Here is a 20,649-nt window from a genome sequence, read left to right on the forward strand (position 1 = left end):
CTTCCGCCCCAGAGTGGAATAGCTCAGTGGTAGAGCAGTCTGTACCTTTCCGCAGCTCCACTTTCCTCGATGATTTCAATCATAGGCCGGCGAGGCGCCGGGATGGGATTCTTCGACTTCAAATGCAGACCGGGCAACCGGGTGCAGGTTCAATTCCTGCAGGACCTATCCCCCTTTTTCCTCGCCGGCATTTTAATGAAGGAGGTTGAACGATGAGCATTGCAAGCAAGTTGTTCGGCGCCGCCGCTGCTGGTTTCCGCAATCGAGAACAGTATCCTGCCTATGACGATCCCTGGAAGAGCAGTACGTGCAGACGCTTCTGACGAACACAATGGGAACTACCTTTTATGCCGATCAAAAGGAGCTTCTGGAGGAGGCCGGCCAACTGCATCACGAGATGGCTCAGAGCAACCCGACCTTCATGGCGAGAAGCCTTGTATTCGCCCGTCAAGAAAGCTACATGCGGCTGCAGCCTCTGTTCGGCCTGGCTGTATTGTCTATATATCGCTCCGATTTGTTCGCCAAGGTTTTCAAGCAGCTCGTTGTTACTCCGGCTGATCTGGCCGATTTCCTTACGGTTCTGAAAGGGATGGGCCGGGGGGAGGGCGGCAGGGCGGTCAAACGCCAGGTCGGACGTTTCCTGGGCCAAATCTCGGAATATTGGGCCGTCAAATATAACGGGAGAGGCCGGGGCTACAGCATCGGAGATGCTATCGCCATCAGCCATCCGAAGCCGCTGGATGCCAGGCAGCAAGCCTTGTTCCGCTACCTTCGCGGCCATGAAGCCGATCTTTCGCTTTTGCCTCAAGTGGAGGCTCTGGAGCGGCTGAAGAAAGCCGATTCCGACGAGGAGCGGCTGAAGTGGATCGGGAAGGGCAAGCTTCCGCATGAGACGGTAACGGGATCGATTCCAGTTACGAGAGCCGTCTGGGAAGCTTTGATGTACCAAATGCCGACCTTTGCTCTGCTCCGCAACTTGAACACGCTGCTGAGAGAGGGCATTCTCGACCATCCGGAGAACCTGAATTACGTCGTGGAAAGGCTGACAGACGGGCAGGCGCTCCGCAAGGCCAAGGTGCTGCCGTTCCGGCTGGCCACCGCGTATAAGCAGGTGCAAGAGCCCCGCTTGAAGAAAGCTTTGGAGAACGCGGCGGAGCTGACCTTTGAGAATCTCCCGGAGCTGGGAGACAATACGGCGATCTTCCTCGATATATCGGGCTCGATGGATGGGTATTATTTGCAAGTAGGCTCAGTGTTCGCGTTGGCTATGTACAAAAAGACGAAGGGGAAATCCTTGTTTTGGCTGTTCGATACCGACGTCATGGATGCCAAGCCGTCACGCAAAAAAGGCATCTTGTCCCAAGCCGCCCGGATCGAGACAAGAGGAGGGACGGATACGGGAGCGCCGGTCCGCAAGCTGATTCATCAGCGTAAAAAAGTGGATCAGATCATTCTCATTACGGATGAGCAGCAGAACAGCGGAAGCCAATTCTATGAGTAGCTCAAACGCTACCGGGCCAAGGTGAACCCGGAGGCCAAAGCGTTCATCGTGGATATCGCGCCGTACAGGAGCGCAGATCCCCGTACGTTTTACATTTATGGATGGAGCGATACGGTGCTGTCTTATATCGCACAGTCGATTCAGGGCTACGATACGCTCGTGGAGCGGATTGCCCGGATGGACCTGGAAGGAGAAGAATAACGGTGGCTTATCAAGAAATAAATGGTGTTCGCGTCTGGGGCAGTCCTGATGAAGGCGCCTTATCGCAGGCGGTAACCTGCTCCCGACACGGGAATGTCGTTCAGACGCTTCTCATGGCGGATCATCACAAGGGCTACAGCCAGCCGATCGGCGGCGTCGTGGTGTATGACAATCAGATCTCCCCTTCCGGCGTCGGGTATGACATCGCCTGCGGCAACAAGGCGGTTCGCACCAACCTGTCCGCAGCGGAAATCAAGCCGAGATTGGGATTGATTATGGATGAGGTTGCCCGGCAAATATCGTTCGGCGTGGGACGCACCAACAAGGAAGAGGTCGACCATGACCTGTTTTACGATCCGGACTGGGCTGTGTACCAAGCCTTTGGCGGCAAAGAACATGACAAGCTGAAGGAGCTGGCCCGCAGCCAGCTGGGCACTGTCGGAAGCGGCAACCATTATGTGGACTTGTTCGAGGAGCCGGACACCGGAAGACTGTGGGTCGCCAACCACTTCGGCAGCAGAGGCTTCGGCCACAAGACAGCAAGCGGTTTTCTTAATCTCGTGGCAGGACGCAAGTTTCTGGACAACGCCCCCGGTGAGAAGATGGACCAGCCTCCGGTTCTGCTGGAGCTGGACAGCGAGCTGGGCGACATGTATGAGCGGGCGATGAGGCTGGCGGGCCGTTACGCCTATGCCGGCAGGGATTACGTCATGGATCGGATGCTGTCCATTCTCGGAGCGGAGGCAGACTTTTCGGTGCATAATCATCATAACTTCGCTTGGAAAGAGGAGCATGGGGCTCGGGAGACGATCGTCGTGCGCAAGGGAGCGACGCCTTCAGCTCCCGGACAGCTTGGCTTCATCGGCGGCAGCATGGGGGACATCTCCGTCATCGTTCGGGGCAAGGACACCGTTGAAAATAGGGATGCCTGCTACAGCACGGTGCATGGAGCCGGCCGGATCATGAGCCGGACGCAGGCTGCCGGCAAGATGAACTGGAAGACGCGCAAGCGCAGCGGCGGAGAAATAACTTCTCGTCAGATGCAGGATGCGGTTCAGGCGTTCGGCGTCGAGCTGCGCGGAGCGGGCACGGACGAAAGTCCGTTTGTTTACCGCAGGCTGCAAGAGGTGCTGAATGCGCATTCCGAGACCGTGGAGGTTCTGCATGTATTGAAGCCGATCGGCGTCTGCATGGCGGGAGCCGATGAGTTCGATCCCTATAAGGATTAGGACTGGAGGTGGAATACGATGTCGTGGATTCGTTTCCCGGAGACGGTGGTTTATGAAGATCGGATCGAAGCCAAGCACAGCAGATGGGGGCAGGACGCTGTATTGTTCCAGGTTCATAACGGCACAAGGAAACTAGGCAATCGGTATGGGGCGGATCGGACCGGTCAGCCGCATCGTTTTCTCTTGCTGGATGGAAAGCCGTTGAGCGACAGTTCGGGCGATGCTATTTATTGTCCGACATGCGAAAAGCTTTTGAGCCTAGGGCTGGGGAGAGAACAGGTCGATGAAGAATTCATAAGAACCATCCAATGTTCCCAGACCGATCATTCCTCCGATATCGCGCATGCGTTTGAAAAGGCTAAGCCGATGCTTTCTATGTTAGACGATGGTTATTACCTGATCACGAGAATTCTAATGGTTCCAACGGATGGGGAGGGTCGGTTTTTTTGGAATCTATCGACGTCCAAGAAGCGATATCCGGCTGCTGCCGATGTCTATTATAAGTATCATTACAGCAACGGCACCCCGAAATTCCTGCTTCCGTCCCAGGGCACAGGATGCTTGAACGAAGAGAGAATCGACTATTATCTGGAGCAGATCCGGAATGGACAGACGATGACAGGGCTCGCCCTTTATAATGATGGATTCATGAGCACGCTGCTGGATGGCCATCATCGGGCAGCGGCAGCTTATGCCGCAAATACGTATGTGGATTGTTTGACGATTATTCCGGTCACAGCCTTCCAAATCGATCAAGATCATAAGCCAAGCCGGCTCTTCGCTGGCGGCGAAGCCTATGATTCTGCTTTGTTCAAGCAGCCGGATAGAATCTATAAGAGTCTAAAAAAGCACAACGATCCTGGCTTGTGCTTCCTTACGGTGGACGATGTGGAACAAATCCTTGCCGAATGCAAGGAAGAGCATGATCCCGAGCTCTCTTTGAATCGATATTCCGGCATGAAGTCCTATCCGGATTATCTCTCGGTGGCATTTGCCGATCTGGCGGGCGATGATATTTCGGAAGAACGGATTAATGCTATTTTCTCCGCCTATGACGAGGATGCAGAGATTGAATTGGAAATGCTCTTTAAAAAACTGCAGATGGAGGAAACCGAAAGGGCTTTTGAACTGGCCTTCCGCATTGCTCTGGAGCCCAACTGGAGGATGTTGCTGGAGGATAGCTTTCGATACTTGGCTGCCTTCGACCGCGAGGAAGTCGAGGATCATTTCATTCACTATGTCATCCATACTGAATTTGACTCCAAAGATAGCTGCAGGAAGATAGCGGACAAGTATTTGAATAGCAGGTAACTTGAAAACAAGAATGGACGGAACGGTCGCGTAGCGGGGAGATGGGAGCTTCAGTCCAATCAGTCTTAACGATCCTGTGGCAATCAGTTTGCGCGTATCTGTAAATAAATATCGCGCTTGTTTTTTAGCTTGCCGCGGATGCTCTCGGGAGGATGGCAGTAGCCAATACTGAAATACCGGCAGGGGGGTTGAACCCCTCTTTTTTGTCGTGGACTAAAAATAGAATTCAGGATAAAACGGACAATTGAGATATAATAGGGCGTGTATGGAATCAAAAGTGCTTATCGGGAGCCATTCGGCAGGCTGCCTCTAATCCATTCATCGTTCTTTGAATCTTCTTTTTCGCAACGGGAAGGAACGCATCTCCATGAAGAAACAATTGTTCGTGCTGATCGGCATGGTCCTGATCTTTGCCGCCGCCACCTCTGCGCTCATCTACAACTGGCTCCATCCCGTCGAGGATTACCCTGAGGCGCGAGGGGGGATTCTGGACGCCAGGGATTGGGATTTTGCGCAGCAAGGAATCATTCCACTGCGGGGCGAATGGGAGTTTTATAAAGATGAACTGCTGACTCCCGGTGATTTTGCCGTCCATGGAGAGGAGCTGCAAAGCAAGCGGAGCCTGTTGAGCGTCCCCGGCAACTGGAAGGGAAGCGTCTCGGCCGACGGCTTCGGCGCGGGAACGTACCGGCTGCTGGTGGAGGTGGGCGATGCCGATTTTTACAGCCTGAGGGCCAAGAAAATCCGCATGTCCAGCCGCATCTATATGGCAGGCGACGATCTTGGAGGCAGCGGACGGCCGGACATCGCTCCGGGAGACTTTGTTCCCAGCAACCTGCCGTTCTTCGGGACGGTCAAGGCCGAGAGCCGCAACATTGAAATCATCGTGCAGGTGGCAAGCTACCGCTATCTGCAAGGCGGACTCGTGCAGCCGCCGGAGTTCGGGCTGAGCGGTGAGGTGCTGAACCGGCGAGACAATTCCCGGATGGCCGACATGATTCTCGTCGCCACCCTGCTCGTCTTCGGCATTTATTTTGCAGGCATGTTCAGGCAGTGGGGCCGGGAGCCGTACCTGATCTTCTTCAGCCTGTTCTGTCTGTCGCTGGGCCTGTTTTTCAGCATCGACAACGAGATTGTGCTGGCTTCGCTGCTGCCGTCGATCTCTTTTCTGCCGCTGCAAAAGCTGCTCTTCATCCTGCCGGCGATGTCGATTTTATTTTTCATCTATTACGTCCGGCTTTATCTGGAGGACAAGCCCGGCAAGCGGATGAAGGCGTTCCTGTGGGTCAGTTATCTGTTTCTGGCCGTCCTGCTGGCGATTCCGAATGAGTTTCTGGTTCCGATCATGTGGCCGGGCATTGCGATGCAGCTTCTGGCTTTCGGCTTTATTTTCACGTCGATATTCCGCAATCGGCATCATGGGGTGAGGATCTACTCTATTCTGCTCGGAGCGTTCTTTCTCATTATCAGCTGGGTGTTCGCCCAGACGCGCTATCAGCTGGCTCTGGACAGTCCGTATTATATGATCGTCACGCTGCTGCTCGTCGTATTGTCTCAGTCTTTTCTCATGACGGACCGGATGCGCGAGGCCTATCTGCAGAGCGAACGGCTCGCTCAGCAGCTGCTTGTCTACGATCGGCAGAAGGATGAGTTCCTGGCCAAAACGTCGCATGAGCTCCGGACGCCTCTGCACGGCATCGTCAATCTGTCGCAATCGCTGCTCGACAACACCGACGCCCCGCTCGACTTCAAGCACCGCGACAACATCCGGCTGCTGAATCTGATCGGACGGCGGCTGGCCGGACTGGTCAACGATATTCTCGACATGAACCGGATCCGATACGGGGAGCTGCGGGTGCAGCTCAGGCCCGTCGATCTGTACATCTCGACCGGCTTCGTCATGGAGACGCTGTCGATTGCTCCGGTCCATCCCGATATTCAGCTCGTCAACGAATTGCCGCCGGGGCTGCCCCTGGTTCTGGCGGACGAGAACCGGCTCCGGCAAATCCTGCACAATTTGCTGGAAAACGGGCTTAACTATACGGATCACGGAACGGTATCCATATCGGCCGAGCGGCAAGGGAAGATGCTCGCCGTCACGGTCAGCGATACCGGCAGAGGCATTCCGCCGGAGATGCTGGACCGGCTGTTCCAGCCCTTTTTCCAGTACGACGAGGAAGGCGCCCGCTCGCGCAACGGCATCGGGCTTGGACTCGGCATCGCCAGGCAGCTTGTCGAGCTGCAAGGCGGCGTCATGTCTCTGGAATCCGAAGTCGGCCGCGGCTCGCGGTTCATGTTCACGCTGCCTGTTGCCGGGAGCGCGGAACTGGAGGCGGCGGCTTCTGAGGAATATGCTGCTGCGGGAGACGCCGATACGCAGCTTGCCGGCACTCAATATGCAGGTGTGGAATATGGCGGCGTCGACAATATGGACGACCATCATCATTCCATCCATGACTCCGGCCCCCGGAAGGAAGGCGACGGGGAGGAGACGTTCCACATTCTGATCGTCGACGACGAGCCTTCCAATCTGAAGGTGGCGATGGATGCGATCTCTTCCATGAAGCATTCCTTCACGGCGGCGAGGGGAGGCCGGGAGGCGCTCGAGGCGCTGCGGAGCCGCAAGCCGGATCTCGTGCTGCTGGACTTGATGATGCCCGGCGTGTCCGGCCTGGACATCTGCCGGGAGATCCGGTCGCTGCAAGGTCTGGCCGAGCTCCCGGTGCTCATGCTGACTGCGTCGGGGCAGGCGGGAGACATCCTCGCCGCCTTTGCCGCCGGAGCCAACGATATTTTGCAGAAGCCGTTCGAGCTTGCGGAGCTGAAGGCCCGCGTCCAGTCGCTGCTGGCGATGAAAAGCTCCTCGGAGCAGGCGGTGCGCCGGGAGATGGATTTCCTGCAGACGCAGATTACGCCGCATTTCCTGTACAACACTTTGAATGCGCTGGTCGGACTCAGCTATAAGGATGTGGACAAGCTGCGGGAGACGATCCAGCATCTGACCACCTATCTTCGCGCCAAGTTCACCTTCGTCCTGCAGGGCGAGGCGGTTCCGCTGGAGCGGGAATTGGAGCTGGTGCGGGCCTATCTGGCGATCGAGCAGCTGCGCTTCGGCCGGCGCCTCCAGGTCCGGTATTCGATTGATGAAGGCGTTCAGTGCCTGCTGCCGCCGCTGACGCTGCAGCCGATCGTGGAAAATGCCGTCCGGCACGGCATCGGGCCGAAGCCCGAGGGGGGGACGGTGGATATCCTTGTCCGCAAGGTCGGGGATATCGTGGAGATTGTCGTCGAGGATGACGGCGTCGGCATGGACAAGGATATGCTGGCTCGTCTGGAGGAAGGGCGCGGCGGGGGCGTCGGCATCGGCAATGTCAATCGCCGGCTGCAAATGAGATACGGGCGGAGGCTGGAGATGGCCAGCCATCCGGGATCCGGAACCCGAATGACGATTTTTTTGACGGAGGGGCGACATGCGCAGAGCGATTCTGATCGACGATGAAGAAATGGCGCTCGATGTGCTGGAGATCAAGCTGAACGAGGTCGGCGGAGTGGCTGTCGTCGGCAAATTTCAACTCGTCGGCGAAGCGCTTCGTCTGTGCGAGTCGCTGCGTCCCGAGCTCATTTTCCTGGATATCGAGATGCCGGGCATGAACGGTCTGGAGGCTGCCGGGGAGCTTCGCCAACGATGTCCGGATGCCGAAGTGATTTTTGTGACGGCCTATCACCACTATGCGGTGGATGCCTTCGGCACGGAAGCGATCGGCTATCTGCTCAAGCCGGTCGCCAAGGACAAGCTGCTCCAGGCGCTGTCCCGCTACGAGAGCCAGCAAGCCCGGCTTCGGAGGCGCGGCAGCGCAGCGGAGACGGCCGGCAGCGGCGCGCCGGAGGAGGACAAGCAAGCAAGCGGGCCGAGCAGCCTTGAACGTTCGCAGGCCGACAAGCAGGCGCTGTCGCTGAAGGTGCTGGGAAGCATGGAGCTGTACAGCCCGGACGGCCGCCTGCTCACCTGGCGCACCCGCAAGACCAAGGAGCTGTTCGCCTATCTCTGGCATCATCGGGGACAGCCGGTCTACAAATACGCCATTCTGGAGCATTTATGGCCGGAAGATCCGGCAGAGCGGGCGCAGAAGCTGCTGCATACGTCGCTCTATTACTTGCGGAGCCTGTTGAAGTCGGAGGGCTGCGGGGAGATCGTCCGATACGGCGACGAACGGTATTGGATCGACTCGGCGGCCATCCGCAGCGACCTGGAGGAGCTGCTGGACGGATTGAAGGCAGGCTTTGGCGGAGAAGGCGGACCGCATGTGCTGGCGCTGTATCGAGGCGATTATCTGGAAACGGAACATTATCAATGGGCGGACGCTTATCGGCTCGAGCTGCGCTCCGCCTTCACCGCCGGTCTTCTGGAATGCCTTGATAGAGCGGGCAAGGAGTTCCGAGCGATGCTTCTGAGCAAGCTCGTCGAGCTTGGCCATGGGGAGTACGACGATCTGCTGGCGGACGCCTATGATGGCGGCGGCGACAGGAGCGGCGCGCGCCAAGCGCTGGCCATCAAAGAAAGACATAGGCTGGAAGAGGGCTAGCGCGGAAAAGCCGACATTCCGAAGAAAAAGGCTGTCGAATGTTCATTCGACAGCCTTTTTTGTCGTTTTTTGGAAGAGATGTTGTGAAAATGTTGAGAATGGATCTGCTACAGTAGGCAAAACGCATTCTAGCATAAGGTGGGAGACAGATGAAAAAATGGGGATCTCTGCTGCTTATCCTCTCGATCCTGTTCACATCCGTGCCGACGGCATTCGCAGCCGTCCGAACGGACTGGGATCTGAGAGCTCCGCGCGGCATCGCGACGGACAGCAGCGGAAAATTATATGTGGCGGATCTCAGCAACCATCGCATTCAGATCTACAACCGGGATGAGAGCTTGTACATGACGCTCGGGGTCAAGGGCGTCCTCGGCTCGGACAACGATCATTTCAATACGCCGAAAGCAGTGGCCGTCGACCAGACGACAGGAGATATCTATGTCCTGGATTATTCCAATGCCCGCATTCAGGTGTTCGGGAGCCAGGGAGCCTATATCCGGTCCATCGCCCTTCCCAGCGGGAATCCCGTGCCGGAGGCGATAGCGCTTGACGGCAGAGGCCATATATTCGTCACGGACCAGAACTATCTGGTCTATCGCTTCAATACGAATGGCACCGGCTACAAGCTCATCGCCAATTCGCCGCAGCTCGCCGACAGGCCGATGGGAATCGCGGCCGATTCCAAGGGCAATCTGTACATCACGCAATATTGGACCAGCACCGTGGTCGTGTATGCGTACAACAGCGCTGCGGACACGTACGCCCCTCAGAAGACGATCGGGGAAAAGAATGTGTCCGGAACCGACAACGCTCATTTCAACAAGCCTTGGGGAGTGTCCATCGACCGCAACGACCGCATGTACGTCTCCGACGGCGGCAACAAGCGGGTGCAGGTGTACAACAGCAACGGCAGCTACGCCATGACTCTTGCCGACGCGAACCTGGTCGAGCCCTCCCAGGCGACCTCGGACAGCGACGGCAACGTGTATGTGGTTGACGGCAATAAGTCCCAGCTTCTATTGTTCAATGCACAGGGGAATTTCGTGAAAATTCTCGGTCAGAATACCGCTCCGACCTTCGAGGGAAGCCAAGCAGCACTGACGGTAGCCCAGAATGCTTCCCCTGCCGATATCAAAACCCTGCTGCGCGTCAATGACAGCGACACGGGGCAGACTCTGACCTGGGCGCTGACGGCAGCTCCGGCGCATGGTACGGTGAGCTTCGGGCAGACAACGGCCGCAAGCGGAGGCTCGGGGCTTGCGCCGACCGGCGCGATGACGTATCAGCCGGCTGAAAACTATTTCGGCTCCGACAGATTCACCGTGACAGTAAGCGATGGAGCAGGGGGCACGGCAGCCCGGACGATCACTGTAACCGTGAAGCAGCAGGCGTCAACTCCGACAGCTGATCTGGCCAGCGGCACTGTCGTGCCGGACAACAGCTATGTTGTCCTGAGCACGGCAACGGCTGGCGCGACGATCTATTACACGCTCGACGGAACGGCGCCGACAACGGGAAGCCCTGCCGGCACAAGAGTGGGCATCAGCGGCGCTCCCGGAGATATCGTGACGGTCAAGGCGATGGCTGCGGGACCGAACCTTGTCTCCAGCGATACGGCCACCTTCACGTACATCATCGAAACGCCGGCGCCGACGGATCTGACGGCGAGCGCAGGCGACGGACAAGCTGTGCTGGCCTGGAATGCGGCGCGGGGAGCGGTGGCCTACAGCGTCTATCAAAGGACGGAAGCGGGCAGCTACGGACCGGCTCCAGTCGCGACTGTCGAGGGCACCTCTTATACCGCAGCGGGCTTGAATAACGGAACGACCTATTCTTTCAAAATCAAGGCTGTCCTTCCGAACGGCGGCGGCGGTTATTCCAATGAAGCCACCGCGACGCCGATGTCCGGCAATACAGATCTGACTGGCCTTTCCTTGTCGGCCGGCGAGCTGAGCCCGGCCTTCTCGACCGGAACGAGACACTACACGGTCAGCGTGGGCAGCGGGGTGGACAGCCTGACCATCGCGCCGAGCGTGGCGGATACGGTATACGGAACCGTTACGGTCAGCGTGTATGACGGCGCGGGCTTGCTGGTCGACGGTCCCCATGTCCTGCACGGCGGCTTGGAATCGCCGGCATTGCCTCTGGCCGAAGGGGACAATAGAATCGACCTCTTGGTGAGCGCGCAGGACGGCAGCACCATGACCTATACGCTGACGGTGTCGCGAGCGGCACCGGCAACACCGACACCGGCGCCTTCGGAAGAACCGACAGAACCGCCGACCGAAAAACCGACTGAATCATCAACGCCGACTCCAACGCCGACACCGACTCCATCCCCGGACTCGGATGGAGATCAGAGCGGCAAGGCTTCTGCCCGGCCTTCCCCGACACCTGCCGCTTCGCCCGGCTTGAGCGTGACGGTGAACGGGCAGCCGAAGGATCAGCTTGTGACCGTATCGACTGAAAGTGTGAACGGACAGACGATGCTCAACGCGACAATGGACTCCGCCAAATTGCTGGCTCAGCTTGCGGCCTCAGGGAGCGAGCCTCGGATTGTCATTCCGGCCGCAGGCGAGAAGGTCGATGGAATATCCGTCGTTCTGGCCGGCGACCTCGTCAAGGCGATGGGCGGCCGCAACGCCGTGCTTGAAGTGCAGTCCCCGAGCGGCAGCTACACGCTGCCGGCGGCACGATTGGATATGGATCGCCTGTCGGCTCAGCTTGGCGCCGCGGACCGGCTCTCAGAGATAACGGTTCGAATAAATGTCGTCAAGGGCGATGCGGCGATGGCAGCGCGGGCGGAAAAGGCAGGCGTCAACAATGGCTTCAGCGTGGTCGCGGCACCTGTGGAATTCATGGCGACGGCATCCTACAACGGAAAAAGCATCGATGTCGACCGCTTCGGCTCCTATGTGAAACGTGAAATCCCGCTGCCTGCAGAAGCGGATCCGGCCCGAATAACGACCGCGATCGTTCTGGACAAAGACGGAACGGCAAGGCATGTGCCGACCTTCATCCAGAAGAGGGATGGAAGCTACTATGCCATCGTCAACAGCTTGACGAACAGCGCCTATGCGCTCATCTATCATCCGGTCGCATTTGCCGATGTTGCGGGGCACTGGTCCGAATCGGCTGTGAACGACCTTGCCTCCCGAATGGTGGTCAACGGCGTCGACGCCGCGCATTACAAGCCTGATGCGCCTGTCACCCGCGCCGAAATCGCCGCTATCATCGTGCGGGCGCTCGGCCTTGCTCCGAGCTCCGCAGCCTCCGCGTTCACCGATGTCGGCTCCGGCGACTGGTACGCAGGCGCGCTAGCGGCTGCACAGGAGTACAGCCTTGTCAAAGGCGAAGGGAATGGCACCTTCGGCCCGAGCCGCAACGTAACCCGCGAGGAAGCTCTGACCATGCTGGCCAGAGCGATGACGCTGGCCGGTCTTGACGTCAAGAGCGGAAATGATATCGGCGATGTCCTGACACCATTTGCTGACGGCGGCAAGGTCAGCTCATGGGCACAGGAATCCGTCGCTGCCGCTCTGAAGCTCGGACTGGCGCAGGGCTCCGGCAAGGGGCTGGAGCCGAAGCGGCCGATCACCAGAGCGGAGACGGCAGCCCTCGTGCAGCGGCTGCTCGTCAAAGCCCAATTGATCGACACGATTCAATCACGATAAGGCAATGAAAGGCCCCGGGCGGTTGCCCGGGGCCTTTCATTGGTTTTATTCCAGATGGAGCGGCCTATTTGAAGGCCGAATAAGGAATGACAAACTCCGGCATGCCTTCCGCATAGGAGGTGTACTCGTACTGGGTGAAGTAAATGACGATTCCGTTGCGGTTGAGGAAATAGTCCCGGTCCGCCTCGATGGTCTGGAACGGTACCATCAAGTCCATGTGCCGATTTTTAATCTGGTCCTTGATTTCCTTGTTGATCGCCGACACATAGTTTTCCTTGCCGCCGGCAGCCTCTTTCAAGGAAAGCACGTCGCCCGTCGCGAGATCGAAGGTGTAAGGCTGGCGGACCGTCATGCCATGCGCTCCCCCGGTATAGACGTAGTAGTCCACGTAGAGGCTCAATTTTCCCTTTTCGTTATAGGAGACCGTGTATTGGCCATCCAGGCTCGGCGTGCGGACATCGGCTTTCGGGTTGCCGGCCAGAATCTTCATGTTCTCTTTGGCTTGAGGGTCCATCTCCTTGGAGCCTTCCGCCACGTTCCGGTCCGCTTCTTTCTTCAAGAAGGCATTGATCTTGTTTTGCACGGCCGTGTCGCTATAACCCGACAAGACGGGATAGTACACATGGATCGACTTGCCGCCTTCCTCCGAGGCGATAGCTTCCGTGCCGATCTTCAGCTTGTTTTCCTGAACGGCATGAATGCCGATCATTTTGCTGGCTTGCTCATAGGAGACGGCATAGCCCATCTGCTCCAGCAGGACTCGGAGCGGCAGATACGTCGTATTATTCTGCACGATCGCTTCCGATCCGTTGTAAATAGGCTGCCCGTTGAGCTTGAAGCTGCTGTCCTTCAAGCCGATCTGCAGGACACGGTCTCTTCCCGTTATTTTCACCGTATCGGCTGCCTTCTCGTACGTCGTGCTCAGGCCGAGGCTGGCGTTCAGGCTGCGCAGCGCGATGTACGTCGTATTGTCTTTATGGATCGTAGCGATGCTCGTTCGTTTTCCTTCGATGCTGAATGGCGTCGCAGTGGTCTTGAGAATTGGGCTGGCTTTTGCCGCGGCTGCTTGCCCGGCAGGCAAGGACAGCGCCATCGGCGCCGTCAGAAGAGCGGCTGTCAGCGTGGCCGCGAGCAGATTTCTTTTCCGGTTTTTTTTATTCATGTCCAACATTCCTTTCTCATGCTAGTCAACTGCCTATCGGGTTGATTACCCTCCATTAACGAAGGCTATTCGGCAAATGTTGCAAGTCCTAAAAAACCAGCCCCGGCATAAATATGCTGATGAGGAGTGTGAGGGTATGGACAAGATGGCGCAGCGTTTTTACCAGTTGAAGCAGAAGCAGAAAGAGATCGAGCAGGAGCTGTCCGAGCTCCGCAGCGGAATCATCCAGCATTGTCTGGAGCTGGCGGCGCCCGAGCTTGAAGCGGGAAGCTATAGGATCAAGCTGGTTTCACAGGAGCGCAAGGAATACGACGATAAGAAGCTGTACGAGGCATTGCCCGACCCCGAGCTGTGGCGGCTGCTTTCCAAGGCCGATTCGGCCAAGATCGCGAGCCTGGTCAAGCTGAACGTTCTAACGGAAGAGAGCCTGAAGGACACGTATTCGGTTAAAAAAGTGACGCTGCTGCAAGTGGACAGGAAATAGGGAGAAGTCGATTTCTCCCGGCGGAGATTTGGAAGGACGGATGCATTGCAGGCAGCCTGATGATCCGAAGCAGTAGGGAACCGCAGCAAACGGCAGCCTTTCCTGGTTCCCGGAAAGGCCCAACAAAAGAAAAAGACAGGGGGAGCACATTCCCGCCTGTCTTTCCTATTGTCTTGGGTTATTTGACGATGCCTTGGTCATCCGCAACCGCAAAGTTGTAGTTCACCGAGCGGACGATCCTCTCGCCTTTGTCGGTCACGCCCTCCACGTCGAAGGAAATGTTGTAGATGCCGGGCTCGGCTGGCGCTGTCAGAGGCATGTTCAGGCTGCCGTCGACGGCCAGGTCCGGAAGCTGGCGGGTAGAGGAGAAGGATGCCGGGCGGCCGGGGACCGATTTGGTCAGCTTGGGACGTTTGACGCTGCCTTTGATCGGCTTGCCGAAGTCGACGGAGAGCTGGACCGCTTCGCCTTTGCGGACCACTTTTCGGCTCGCCTTCAGCTTCGCGGGGGCCGAGCCCTCGATCTGCGCCATCGCGAAGAAGGCGTCGTTTTTGCCGTCCAGCTTCAGGCTCCATTCCCCCGCCTCGGGCCGCATGACCTGGAATGTCCGGCGGACCGCCTTGCCGAAGATGCCGTCGGGATCGCTGTCCGCCGGAGCGGCCACGGAAGGATAGACTTGCCCCGACGGGGAAACGAGAGTCAGCGATGTGTCCTCCCGGCTCGTCATGACTTCCAGAGCGACGCTGCCGATTCCGCTCTCGAGCGGGAATGAGACGGCCGATGAGCCGTCCACGGGGCCGCCGCGCAGGATCAGGTCGGCATCCTGCCCTTCTGCGTTCGCCGCCAGAGACGGCGAACCGAGTGTTGCTTGCAGCTGCCCGGAAGCAGCTGCTTCCGGCGCTGCTTGCGGCTGTCCGCTCGGCATTGCGGCTCCGGATGGGGCAAGAGCGGCCGTGGCCAGCTTCAGCTTCGGCTGCACGAGGCTCCACGTCTGGGAGGCTCGCGCCATGGCGCTGTGCGAGATGTTCTTGGTAAAGCTCTGAATGCCGTAGGGCAGACCCATGGCGGAATATACGGATACTGCGCCGTCATCCTCGCCCGGAAGAACGGCATGGGCGAACCAGTAGCTGGTGAAGATGCCGTCGTCTCCCTCGCCCCCGGACATATAGGTCTTGGTCGCGTTCACTTCCGGCTTGACGTCGGTCTGGGCGCGGAAGCCCGCCATATAGGACGTCTGCAGGGAATAGACGGCGTCATCCTGCTGTCCCATGATCGCGCCGAGCCAGGAAGTCCAATTGCTGTAGGCCATGTCCGCCAGCTCCGAGCCCCGGTTCGGTGTCGAGAGCTGATGGACCACGTTCACGTAAGGGGAAGCCCCGTAATAGACGAGCGCCGTCTGCGTGTCGATGCCGCCTTTGGAGTGGGCGATGATGTTGAGCTTGGGCACGTTGTAATAAGCAGCGACCTTGCGGATCAGGGAGGCGAGAATGGGGCCGTTCTTCCACATGTCTCCGCCCGGACCGTCGGCATCGGGAAGCTGCACGAACGCCGTCCGGTACCCGGCATTATAGGCGGCGTCATAGTAGCTGTCGGTCCCGATCCAGCGCTCGTACGTAGAATGAAGCCCCTGGACGAACAGCAGGACGGGCTTGTCGGACGAGGCTTGGGACGGCACCGCGCCGGTGTACCAGTTGCCGGATTGGCCGGCGGCGTTTTCTTTGTGCAGCAGCGGGGCCGGAGCGGCGTGGATCGCTTGGGGAAAAGCCAAGGCTGCCCCCATGACCAGCGCAAGCGCGGCTTTTTTTGTTCTCAACGTAAATCTCTCTCCCTTCGGCTGATGGAATCGTTTTCCATATCCAAAGTAAATGAGAAAGATTTACGGAGTATTCGAACGAAATGAAGGTTCTACGAAGACGGCCGGTCCACAGGCGGCTGGAGCCGCGTCAACGGAGCGGATCCTTCCGGAGGTGCCTCAGCACCATCTCTTCCATCTGATCCAGAATCCGCTGATATTCGCCTTCATCGCCGTCCACCATGAAGTTGACGGCGAGGCCGTCTCGGACGGACCAGAATATATACGACGCCGCGGATTCATCCAGATCGGGGCGGAATTCCCCGCTTGCCTTGCCTTCGGCCAGCAGCCGCCCGACAATGCCGAGTCCCTTGTCCCGGTAGTTGTTATGCATGCCGACCAGCTCGGGATTGCGGGAAATATAGACCATGAATTCGAGGTGGAAGGTCAGCCATTTCCGCAGGTCGGCCAGCGACTGGTTCCGGAAGCGGGTGAACAAGCTCTGTATTTTAGCCGTGGCTCCGTTCAGCCGGTTGAACGGGCCGTGCACGATTTCGGCCATTTCATCCATGCGGCTGTGGGCCAGCTCGATGTACATTTCTTCCTTGCTGGAGAAATATCCGTACAGGGCGCCCTTGCTCATGCCCGAGCGGCGGACGATATCGTCCACGGATGTCGCCTGGAAGCCCTTTTCGACAAAACAGTCCAGGGCCGCTTCCAAAATGGAAGTCCGTTTTTCTTTTCGGTACTGCTCGGTAACCTTTGGTGCCATCGTCGATCTCCTTTTGCCTTATGTTTGCTTCCCACGGGATAAGGTTCCTAAGCCATGGAACGATGAAGGATCCATCCGCTAGGGAAATCATAGCATAGATAGGCTCCAATGCAGGCTGGATGCGAGGAAGAAGTTGAATCGGGAAAGGTTGTTCTTGATGTCCAGATCCTTCCTCTTTTATAATAAAGACTGACCAGTCGGTTTTAATTGTTATGGCTCTTATTCTACCACTCATTGCGGAGGGATCAAGCCTTGATTACATTCAAACGTTTGAGCGAATGCACGCTGGAGGAAGCCGTCCACGTATGGAACGAAGGTTTTGCCGGGTATTTTGTTCCGATTGTCCTGTCTGTCGAATCGTTTGTGAACCGGCTTGTGCTGGAAGAGCTTTCGCCGGCGCTTTCCTTCATCGCTTGCCGCGACAGCCGCGCTGTCGGCATCGTCCTGAACGGAATCCGCGAGGTGCAGGGCCGCAAGGTCGCCTGGAACGGGGGGACAGGAGTCGCTCAGAAGGAGAGGGGAACCGGAGTCGGCCAGGCGATGATCGACCACGCGCTTGAGCTTTACCGGGAGCAGGGCGTGCACATCGCGACGCTGGAGGCGATCAGCGAGAATCAAAGGGCGATTTCCCTGTACAAAAGCAGGGGATACGAGGTTGTCGACGACATGCTCTACCTGGCCTGCGACTCCAAGCTGCCCGATCTTGCGGCGGACGTGGACGGCTTGACGGCTGTGCCTGGCACCGCGCTGGACTTGAAGCCTTATGAGAGGATGCTTCCGTGGCAGTTCCAGTGGCCGAACTATCGGCGCGACGGACAGTCTCTGCTTGTGCTTGAGCAGGGAAAGCCGGTCGCCTGCGCTCTATATCGGCGGAGCTTCGATCCGGCGGGCGCGGACATCGGCGTTACGATCAGCCAGCTGCGGGTGCTGGACGGCAGAGAGGATCGCGAAGCTCTGCTTCGTTTCCTGCTGGCCCGCATTGCCGAGCCCGGGCGGAGCTCGTACAAGCGGACTGTGCCTATGCTTCGTTCCGACGATGCTCTGCTCCGGCTGCTGACGGAGCTTGGGTTCAAGCCGTCCAATCTGGAGCAAGTGTTCATGATGCAGGAGCTGCAGAGGGAGCGGCTGGATTGAACAGGGTCAGGAAGCAGTGAAATCAGCAGCCTCCGTTCGGCGTTATTCCGGATGGGGGCTGATTTTATTTGGCGCCAAAGAGGGGAGAATGAAGGTGAACCCTTTAAAAGGCTTCAAAGCGGGTATATACACATAGACAAGAATCTGAAGGAGGATATGCCATGAGCGATCAATACAAAATGCAGGATCCGACGTCCCAATACCAGAAGGCGGGTCCGGAGTTTCAACAGAAGCAGAATCCGCCGGGCCTGGAAAAGGAAATGACGCCGAAGCCGGATGCAGGGGAGAAGACGTATCGCGGCACCGGCCGCCTCACCGGCCGCAAAGCGGTCGTCACCGGCGCCGACAGCGGCATCGGCCGCGCGGTTGCCATCGCCTTCGCCCGGGAAGGGGCGGATGTCGTGCTCTCCTATTTGCCGGAGGAGGAGCCGGACGCCAAGGAAGTCGTGCAGCTGATCGAGGAGGCCGGCCGCAAGGCGGTCGCCATGCCCGGAGACGTGAAGGACGAGGCCTACTGCGAGTCGCTCATCGCTGCCGCGGTGGAGCAGCTTGGAGGCATCGACATCCTTGCCAACGTGGCGGGCATGCAGCAATTCGTGGAGGATATCGCGGATCTGACGACGGAGCAGTTCGACGCCACGTTCAAGACGAACGTCTACTCGCTCTTCTGGCTGTGCAAGGCGGCGGTCAAGCATATGCCTCCGGGCAGCGCGATCATCAACACGAGCTCCATTCAGGCTTACAAGCCCTCGCCTATCCTGCTCGACTACGCTACGACCAAGAGCGCGAACAACACGTTCACCAAGGCGCTTGCCCAGCAGGTCGCTCCCAAAGGCATCCGCGTGAACGCCGTTGCGCCGGGTCCGGTATGGACTCCGCTGCAGATCAGCGGCGGCCAGCCTCAGTCCAAGCTGGCGAAGTTCGGCGAGAATACGCCGCTCGGCCGTCCCGGTCAGCCGGCGGAGATGGCTCCGGCGTATGTGTTCCTGGCGAGCCCGGAATCAAGCTACGTCATCGGCGAGACGCTGAATGCCAATGGCGGAGAGCCGACTCCTTAAGCCGTGCTGCAACCGAATTTCAACAAGCCGACTCCCTGGAGGAGCCGGCTTGTTTTTTTGATAGCGGTCTATAGAAGAGCCTTCGCCAGGAGCCGGTATCCGTTCAGACGCGATTCGAAGCCGTGAGGGGTGCTGTTGATCATGACCTCGTCGAAGCCGTACAGCTCGCGTTCCCGGTATAACCGCTCGGCAATTTGCGGCCCCGTCCCGACGAAATGGATGCTGCGGTTCTCGGCGATCTGCATGCGGTCCATCTCGGTGAGCGGATAGTCGCGGGCTTCCTCCGGCGACATGATCGGCTGAAGCATGCCTTTGGTCAGGAACAGCCGCATCAGGTCGACCGGCTTGGCGAGAAACTCCGCTTCCTCCTCCGTCTCTGCGGCTGTGGCGGCGTAGGTGACGCTGACGACCGGCTCCGGCATGAAGGAGGTGGGCTCAAAGTTCAAGCGGTAGGCGTCGAGAATTTCCTTGGACAGCTGGCCGTTGAAAAACTGGGCGAACGAGTAGCCGACTCCCAGCCGGCCGGCTCGTACGGCGCTGTTGCCGCTGGAGCCGAGCAGCCAGGCTTCGGGCAGGGCGATGCCGGCAGGCGAGGCGACGACGTTCTTGTACAGCGGATCGGTCGGCACGCCGCCGGCGATGAGCTGAAGCGAGGCGGCGAGCTTGTCGTACAGGTCGCTCGGCAAGTAGGGCCGGCCTTCGGCCAGCGCCTGGGTCGCAAAGTGGTCTCCTCCGGGAGCGCGGCCGACGCCGAAGTCGATCCGGCCCGGCGAAAGGGCGCTCAGCGTGTTGAACACCTCCGCGAGCTTGAGCGGGGAGTAATGCATCATCATGACGCCGCCGGTTCCGAGGCGCAGGCGTTTGGTTTTGGCGGCGAGATGGGCGATGATGACCTCGGGAGCCGCGCTCGCGAAATGGCGGGTATTGTGATGCTCCGCCATCCACATCCGGTGGTAGCCGAGCTCGTCGGCGAGAACGGCGATCTTCTCGGCATTCTGGAGGGCGTCCGGGGCCGCATGGCCTTTCGTGACCGGAGCCTGGTCCAGGAGGCTGATTTTCATGGCTTTCAACATCCTCTCTTCAACCTTCTAATGGAACAGCCCGCTACAGCACGAGCTTTTGCTTCACCCAAGCGTCCAGGCCGTCTACTTCCGTCTCCGAGCACATATGCGCATACAGGGACGCGATCGTCTCGCGCTGCAGCACGGATTTCCAGGACTGCTCGGCCTCGAGCATGAGCTCCGACAGCAGACAGCCGGATGTCGGCTCCGGCCGATCCAGCACGTCGTGCAGGATGCCGCAGGAGGAGTATAGAGACTGCTGCCCCTCGACGGCCAGGTAAATATCATAGACGGTAATGTCCTGCGGCTGCCGCTTGAGCCTGAAGCCGCCCTTCACTCCCGCCGTCGAGGCGATGAGATCGGCGCTGACGAGCCTGCGCAGCAGCTTCTGGAAATAGGTCGGGGAAGCCCCGATGCGGGCGCTGATCGCTTCGCCGGGCAGGACGGCTTTGTCCGGCAGCATGCCGAGCAGCAGCACGGCATAGACCGCCTGCTCCACGCCGGTTTTCATTTGCATCTCGATGAGTCCTCCTTTCTCGATCTCCTGCATGAGGAGAGAGGTCAGTTCTTGCGAATGCAGCTCGTTAAGAACTATGTATAACGTGGATATTTATTGTCCTTATTTGAACCTACTATACCGAACTTGGGGGAGGAAGTAAAACTCCCCTGCGGCACAAGGCGCTTGCG

15 protein-coding genes and 1 tRNA gene are annotated in these 20,649 nt (G+C 58.5%); 11 read left to right on the forward strand and 5 right to left on the reverse strand.

Features of this window, described 5'->3' with window-relative positions:
* Positions 1-20 precede the first annotated feature (20 nt).
* The 8 genes from PHU01S_RS25855 (at position 21) to PHU01S_RS17355 (ending at position 12,499) form a co-directional block, all read left to right on the forward strand.
* Positions 21-165 (forward strand) — tRNA-OTHER (locus PHU01S_RS25855).
* A gap of 166 nt (positions 166-331) precedes the next feature.
* Complete coding sequence (locus tag PHU01S_RS17330) at positions 332-1,501, forward strand: TROVE domain-containing protein (RefSeq protein WP_373864543.1); 1,170 nt, start codon at positions 332-334, stop codon at positions 1,499-1,501.
* Positions 1,502-1,522: 21 nt separating this feature from the next.
* Positions 1,523-1,702: a hypothetical protein gene (locus PHU01S_RS27160; RefSeq protein WP_373864544.1), complete on the forward strand. Its 180-nt coding sequence runs from the start codon at positions 1,523-1,525 to the stop codon at positions 1,700-1,702.
* Between the two features lie 2 nt (positions 1,703-1,704).
* The gene (locus PHU01S_RS17335) at positions 1,705-2,931 is read left to right on the forward strand and encodes an RtcB family protein (protein ID WP_127508828.1); all 1,227 of its coding nucleotides are present in this window, start codon (positions 1,705-1,707) and stop codon (positions 2,929-2,931) included.
* Between the two features lie 18 nt (positions 2,932-2,949).
* The gene (locus tag PHU01S_RS17340) at positions 2,950-4,242 is read left to right on the forward strand and encodes a hypothetical protein (protein WP_127508831.1); all 1,293 of its coding nucleotides are present in this window, start codon (positions 2,950-2,952) and stop codon (positions 4,240-4,242) included.
* Between the two features lie 367 nt (positions 4,243-4,609).
* A complete protein-coding gene (locus PHU01S_RS17345) occupies positions 4,610-7,741 on the forward strand; it encodes a hybrid sensor histidine kinase/response regulator (RefSeq protein WP_127508834.1) in 3,132 nt (1,043 codons plus the stop codon).
* Entirely contained in the window at positions 7,713-8,825 is a 1,113-nt protein-coding gene (locus PHU01S_RS17350; protein ID WP_127508837.1) for a response regulator, read from the forward strand. The genes PHU01S_RS17345 and PHU01S_RS17350 overlap by 29 nt, the downstream gene beginning before the upstream one ends.
* 149 nt (positions 8,826-8,974) lie before the next feature.
* Positions 8,975-12,499, forward strand: a complete 3,525-nt coding sequence (locus tag PHU01S_RS17355; RefSeq protein WP_127508840.1) for an S-layer homology domain-containing protein — start codon at positions 8,975-8,977, stop codon at positions 12,497-12,499.
* Positions 12,500-12,563: 64 nt separating this feature from the next.
* Here PHU01S_RS17355 and PHU01S_RS17360 read toward each other — a convergent pair whose 3' ends face one another.
* Positions 12,564-13,661, reverse strand: coding sequence for a PdaC/SigV domain-containing protein (locus PHU01S_RS17360; RefSeq protein ID WP_048748735.1), 1,098 nt, complete (start codon positions 13,659-13,661; stop codon positions 12,564-12,566).
* A 136-nt stretch (positions 13,662-13,797) separates the two neighbouring features.
* On the opposite strand from PHU01S_RS17360, the gene PHU01S_RS17365 reads away from it, so the two are divergent.
* Positions 13,798-14,145, forward strand: a complete 348-nt coding sequence (locus PHU01S_RS17365; RefSeq protein ID WP_021878009.1) for a hypothetical protein — start codon at positions 13,798-13,800, stop codon at positions 14,143-14,145.
* Positions 14,146-14,323: 178 nt separating this feature from the next.
* On the opposite strand, the gene PHU01S_RS17370 is transcribed toward PHU01S_RS17365, so the two are convergent.
* Together PHU01S_RS17370 and PHU01S_RS17375 are read right to left on the reverse strand one after the other, a co-directional pair.
* The gene (locus tag PHU01S_RS17370) at positions 14,324-15,925 is read right to left on the reverse strand and encodes an esterase/lipase family protein (RefSeq protein ID WP_127508896.1); all 1,602 of its coding nucleotides are present in this window, start codon (positions 15,923-15,925) and stop codon (positions 14,324-14,326) included.
* A gap of 163 nt (positions 15,926-16,088) precedes the next feature.
* A complete protein-coding gene (locus tag PHU01S_RS17375; RefSeq protein ID WP_049868106.1) occupies positions 16,089-16,709 on the reverse strand; it encodes a TetR/AcrR family transcriptional regulator in 621 nt (206 codons plus the stop codon).
* Positions 16,710-16,961: 252 nt separating this feature from the next.
* On the opposite strand from PHU01S_RS17375, the gene PHU01S_RS17380 reads away from it, so the two are divergent.
* Together PHU01S_RS17380 and PHU01S_RS17385 are read left to right on the forward strand one after the other, a co-directional pair.
* Complete coding sequence (locus PHU01S_RS17380) at positions 16,962-17,843, forward strand: GNAT family N-acetyltransferase (RefSeq protein ID WP_164763100.1); 882 nt, start codon at positions 16,962-16,964, stop codon at positions 17,841-17,843.
* A gap of 161 nt (positions 17,844-18,004) precedes the next feature.
* Positions 18,005-18,901 carry an SDR family oxidoreductase gene (locus PHU01S_RS17385; protein ID WP_049868102.1) on the forward strand — a complete coding sequence of 299 codons (897 nt, stop codon included), beginning with the start codon at positions 18,005-18,007 and terminating at the stop codon, positions 18,899-18,901.
* 68 nt (positions 18,902-18,969) lie between these two features.
* Here PHU01S_RS17385 and PHU01S_RS17390 read toward each other — a convergent pair whose 3' ends face one another.
* Positions 18,970-19,962 (reverse strand): LLM class flavin-dependent oxidoreductase, encoded by a 993-nt coding sequence (locus PHU01S_RS17390; RefSeq protein ID WP_049868101.1) that lies wholly within the window; start codon positions 19,960-19,962, stop codon positions 18,970-18,972.
* A 43-nt stretch (positions 19,963-20,005) separates the two neighbouring features.
* Positions 20,006-20,479, reverse strand: a complete 474-nt coding sequence (locus tag PHU01S_RS17395) for an RrF2 family transcriptional regulator (protein WP_049869715.1) — start codon at positions 20,477-20,479, stop codon at positions 20,006-20,008.
* Positions 20,480-20,649 lie beyond the last annotated feature (170 nt).

This window comes from Paenibacillus humicus NBRC 102415 (genome assembly GCF_004000905.1).
GTDB lineage: Bacteria > Bacillota > Bacilli > Paenibacillales > Paenibacillaceae > Paenibacillus_O > Paenibacillus_O humicus.

Coding starts and splice junctions, on each gene's coding strand:
- PHU01S_RS17330 (WP_373864543.1), top strand. CDS start 332: ATGGGAACTACCTTTTATGCCGATCAAAAGGAGCTTCTGGAGGAGGCC.
- PHU01S_RS17340 (WP_127508831.1), top strand. CDS start 2,950: ATGTCGTGGATTCGTTTCCCGGAGACGGTGGTTTATGAAGATCGGATC.
- PHU01S_RS17345 (WP_127508834.1), top strand. CDS start 4,610: ATGAAGAAACAATTGTTCGTGCTGATCGGCATGGTCCTGATCTTTGCC.
- PHU01S_RS17350 (WP_127508837.1), top strand. CDS start 7,713: ATGCGCAGAGCGATTCTGATCGACGATGAAGAAATGGCGCTCGATGTG.
- PHU01S_RS17355 (WP_127508840.1), top strand. CDS start 8,975: ATGAAAAAATGGGGATCTCTGCTGCTTATCCTCTCGATCCTGTTCACA.
- PHU01S_RS17360 (WP_048748735.1), bottom strand. CDS start 13,661: ATGAATAAAAAAAACCGGAAAAGAAATCTGCTCGCGGCCACGCTGACA.
- PHU01S_RS17365 (WP_021878009.1), top strand. CDS start 13,798: ATGGACAAGATGGCGCAGCGTTTTTACCAGTTGAAGCAGAAGCAGAAA.
- PHU01S_RS17370 (WP_127508896.1), bottom strand. CDS start 15,925: ATGGGGGCAGCCTTGGCTTTTCCCCAAGCGATCCACGCCGCTCCGGCC.
- PHU01S_RS17375 (WP_049868106.1), bottom strand. CDS start 16,709: ATGGCACCAAAGGTTACCGAGCAGTACCGAAAAGAAAAACGGACTTCC.
- PHU01S_RS17385 (WP_049868102.1), top strand. CDS start 18,005: ATGAGCGATCAATACAAAATGCAGGATCCGACGTCCCAATACCAGAAG.
- PHU01S_RS17390 (WP_049868101.1), bottom strand. CDS start 19,962: ATGAAAATCAGCCTCCTGGACCAGGCTCCGGTCACGAAAGGCCATGCG.
- PHU01S_RS17395 (WP_049869715.1), bottom strand. CDS start 20,479: ATGCAAATGAAAACCGGCGTGGAGCAGGCGGTCTATGCCGTGCTGCTG.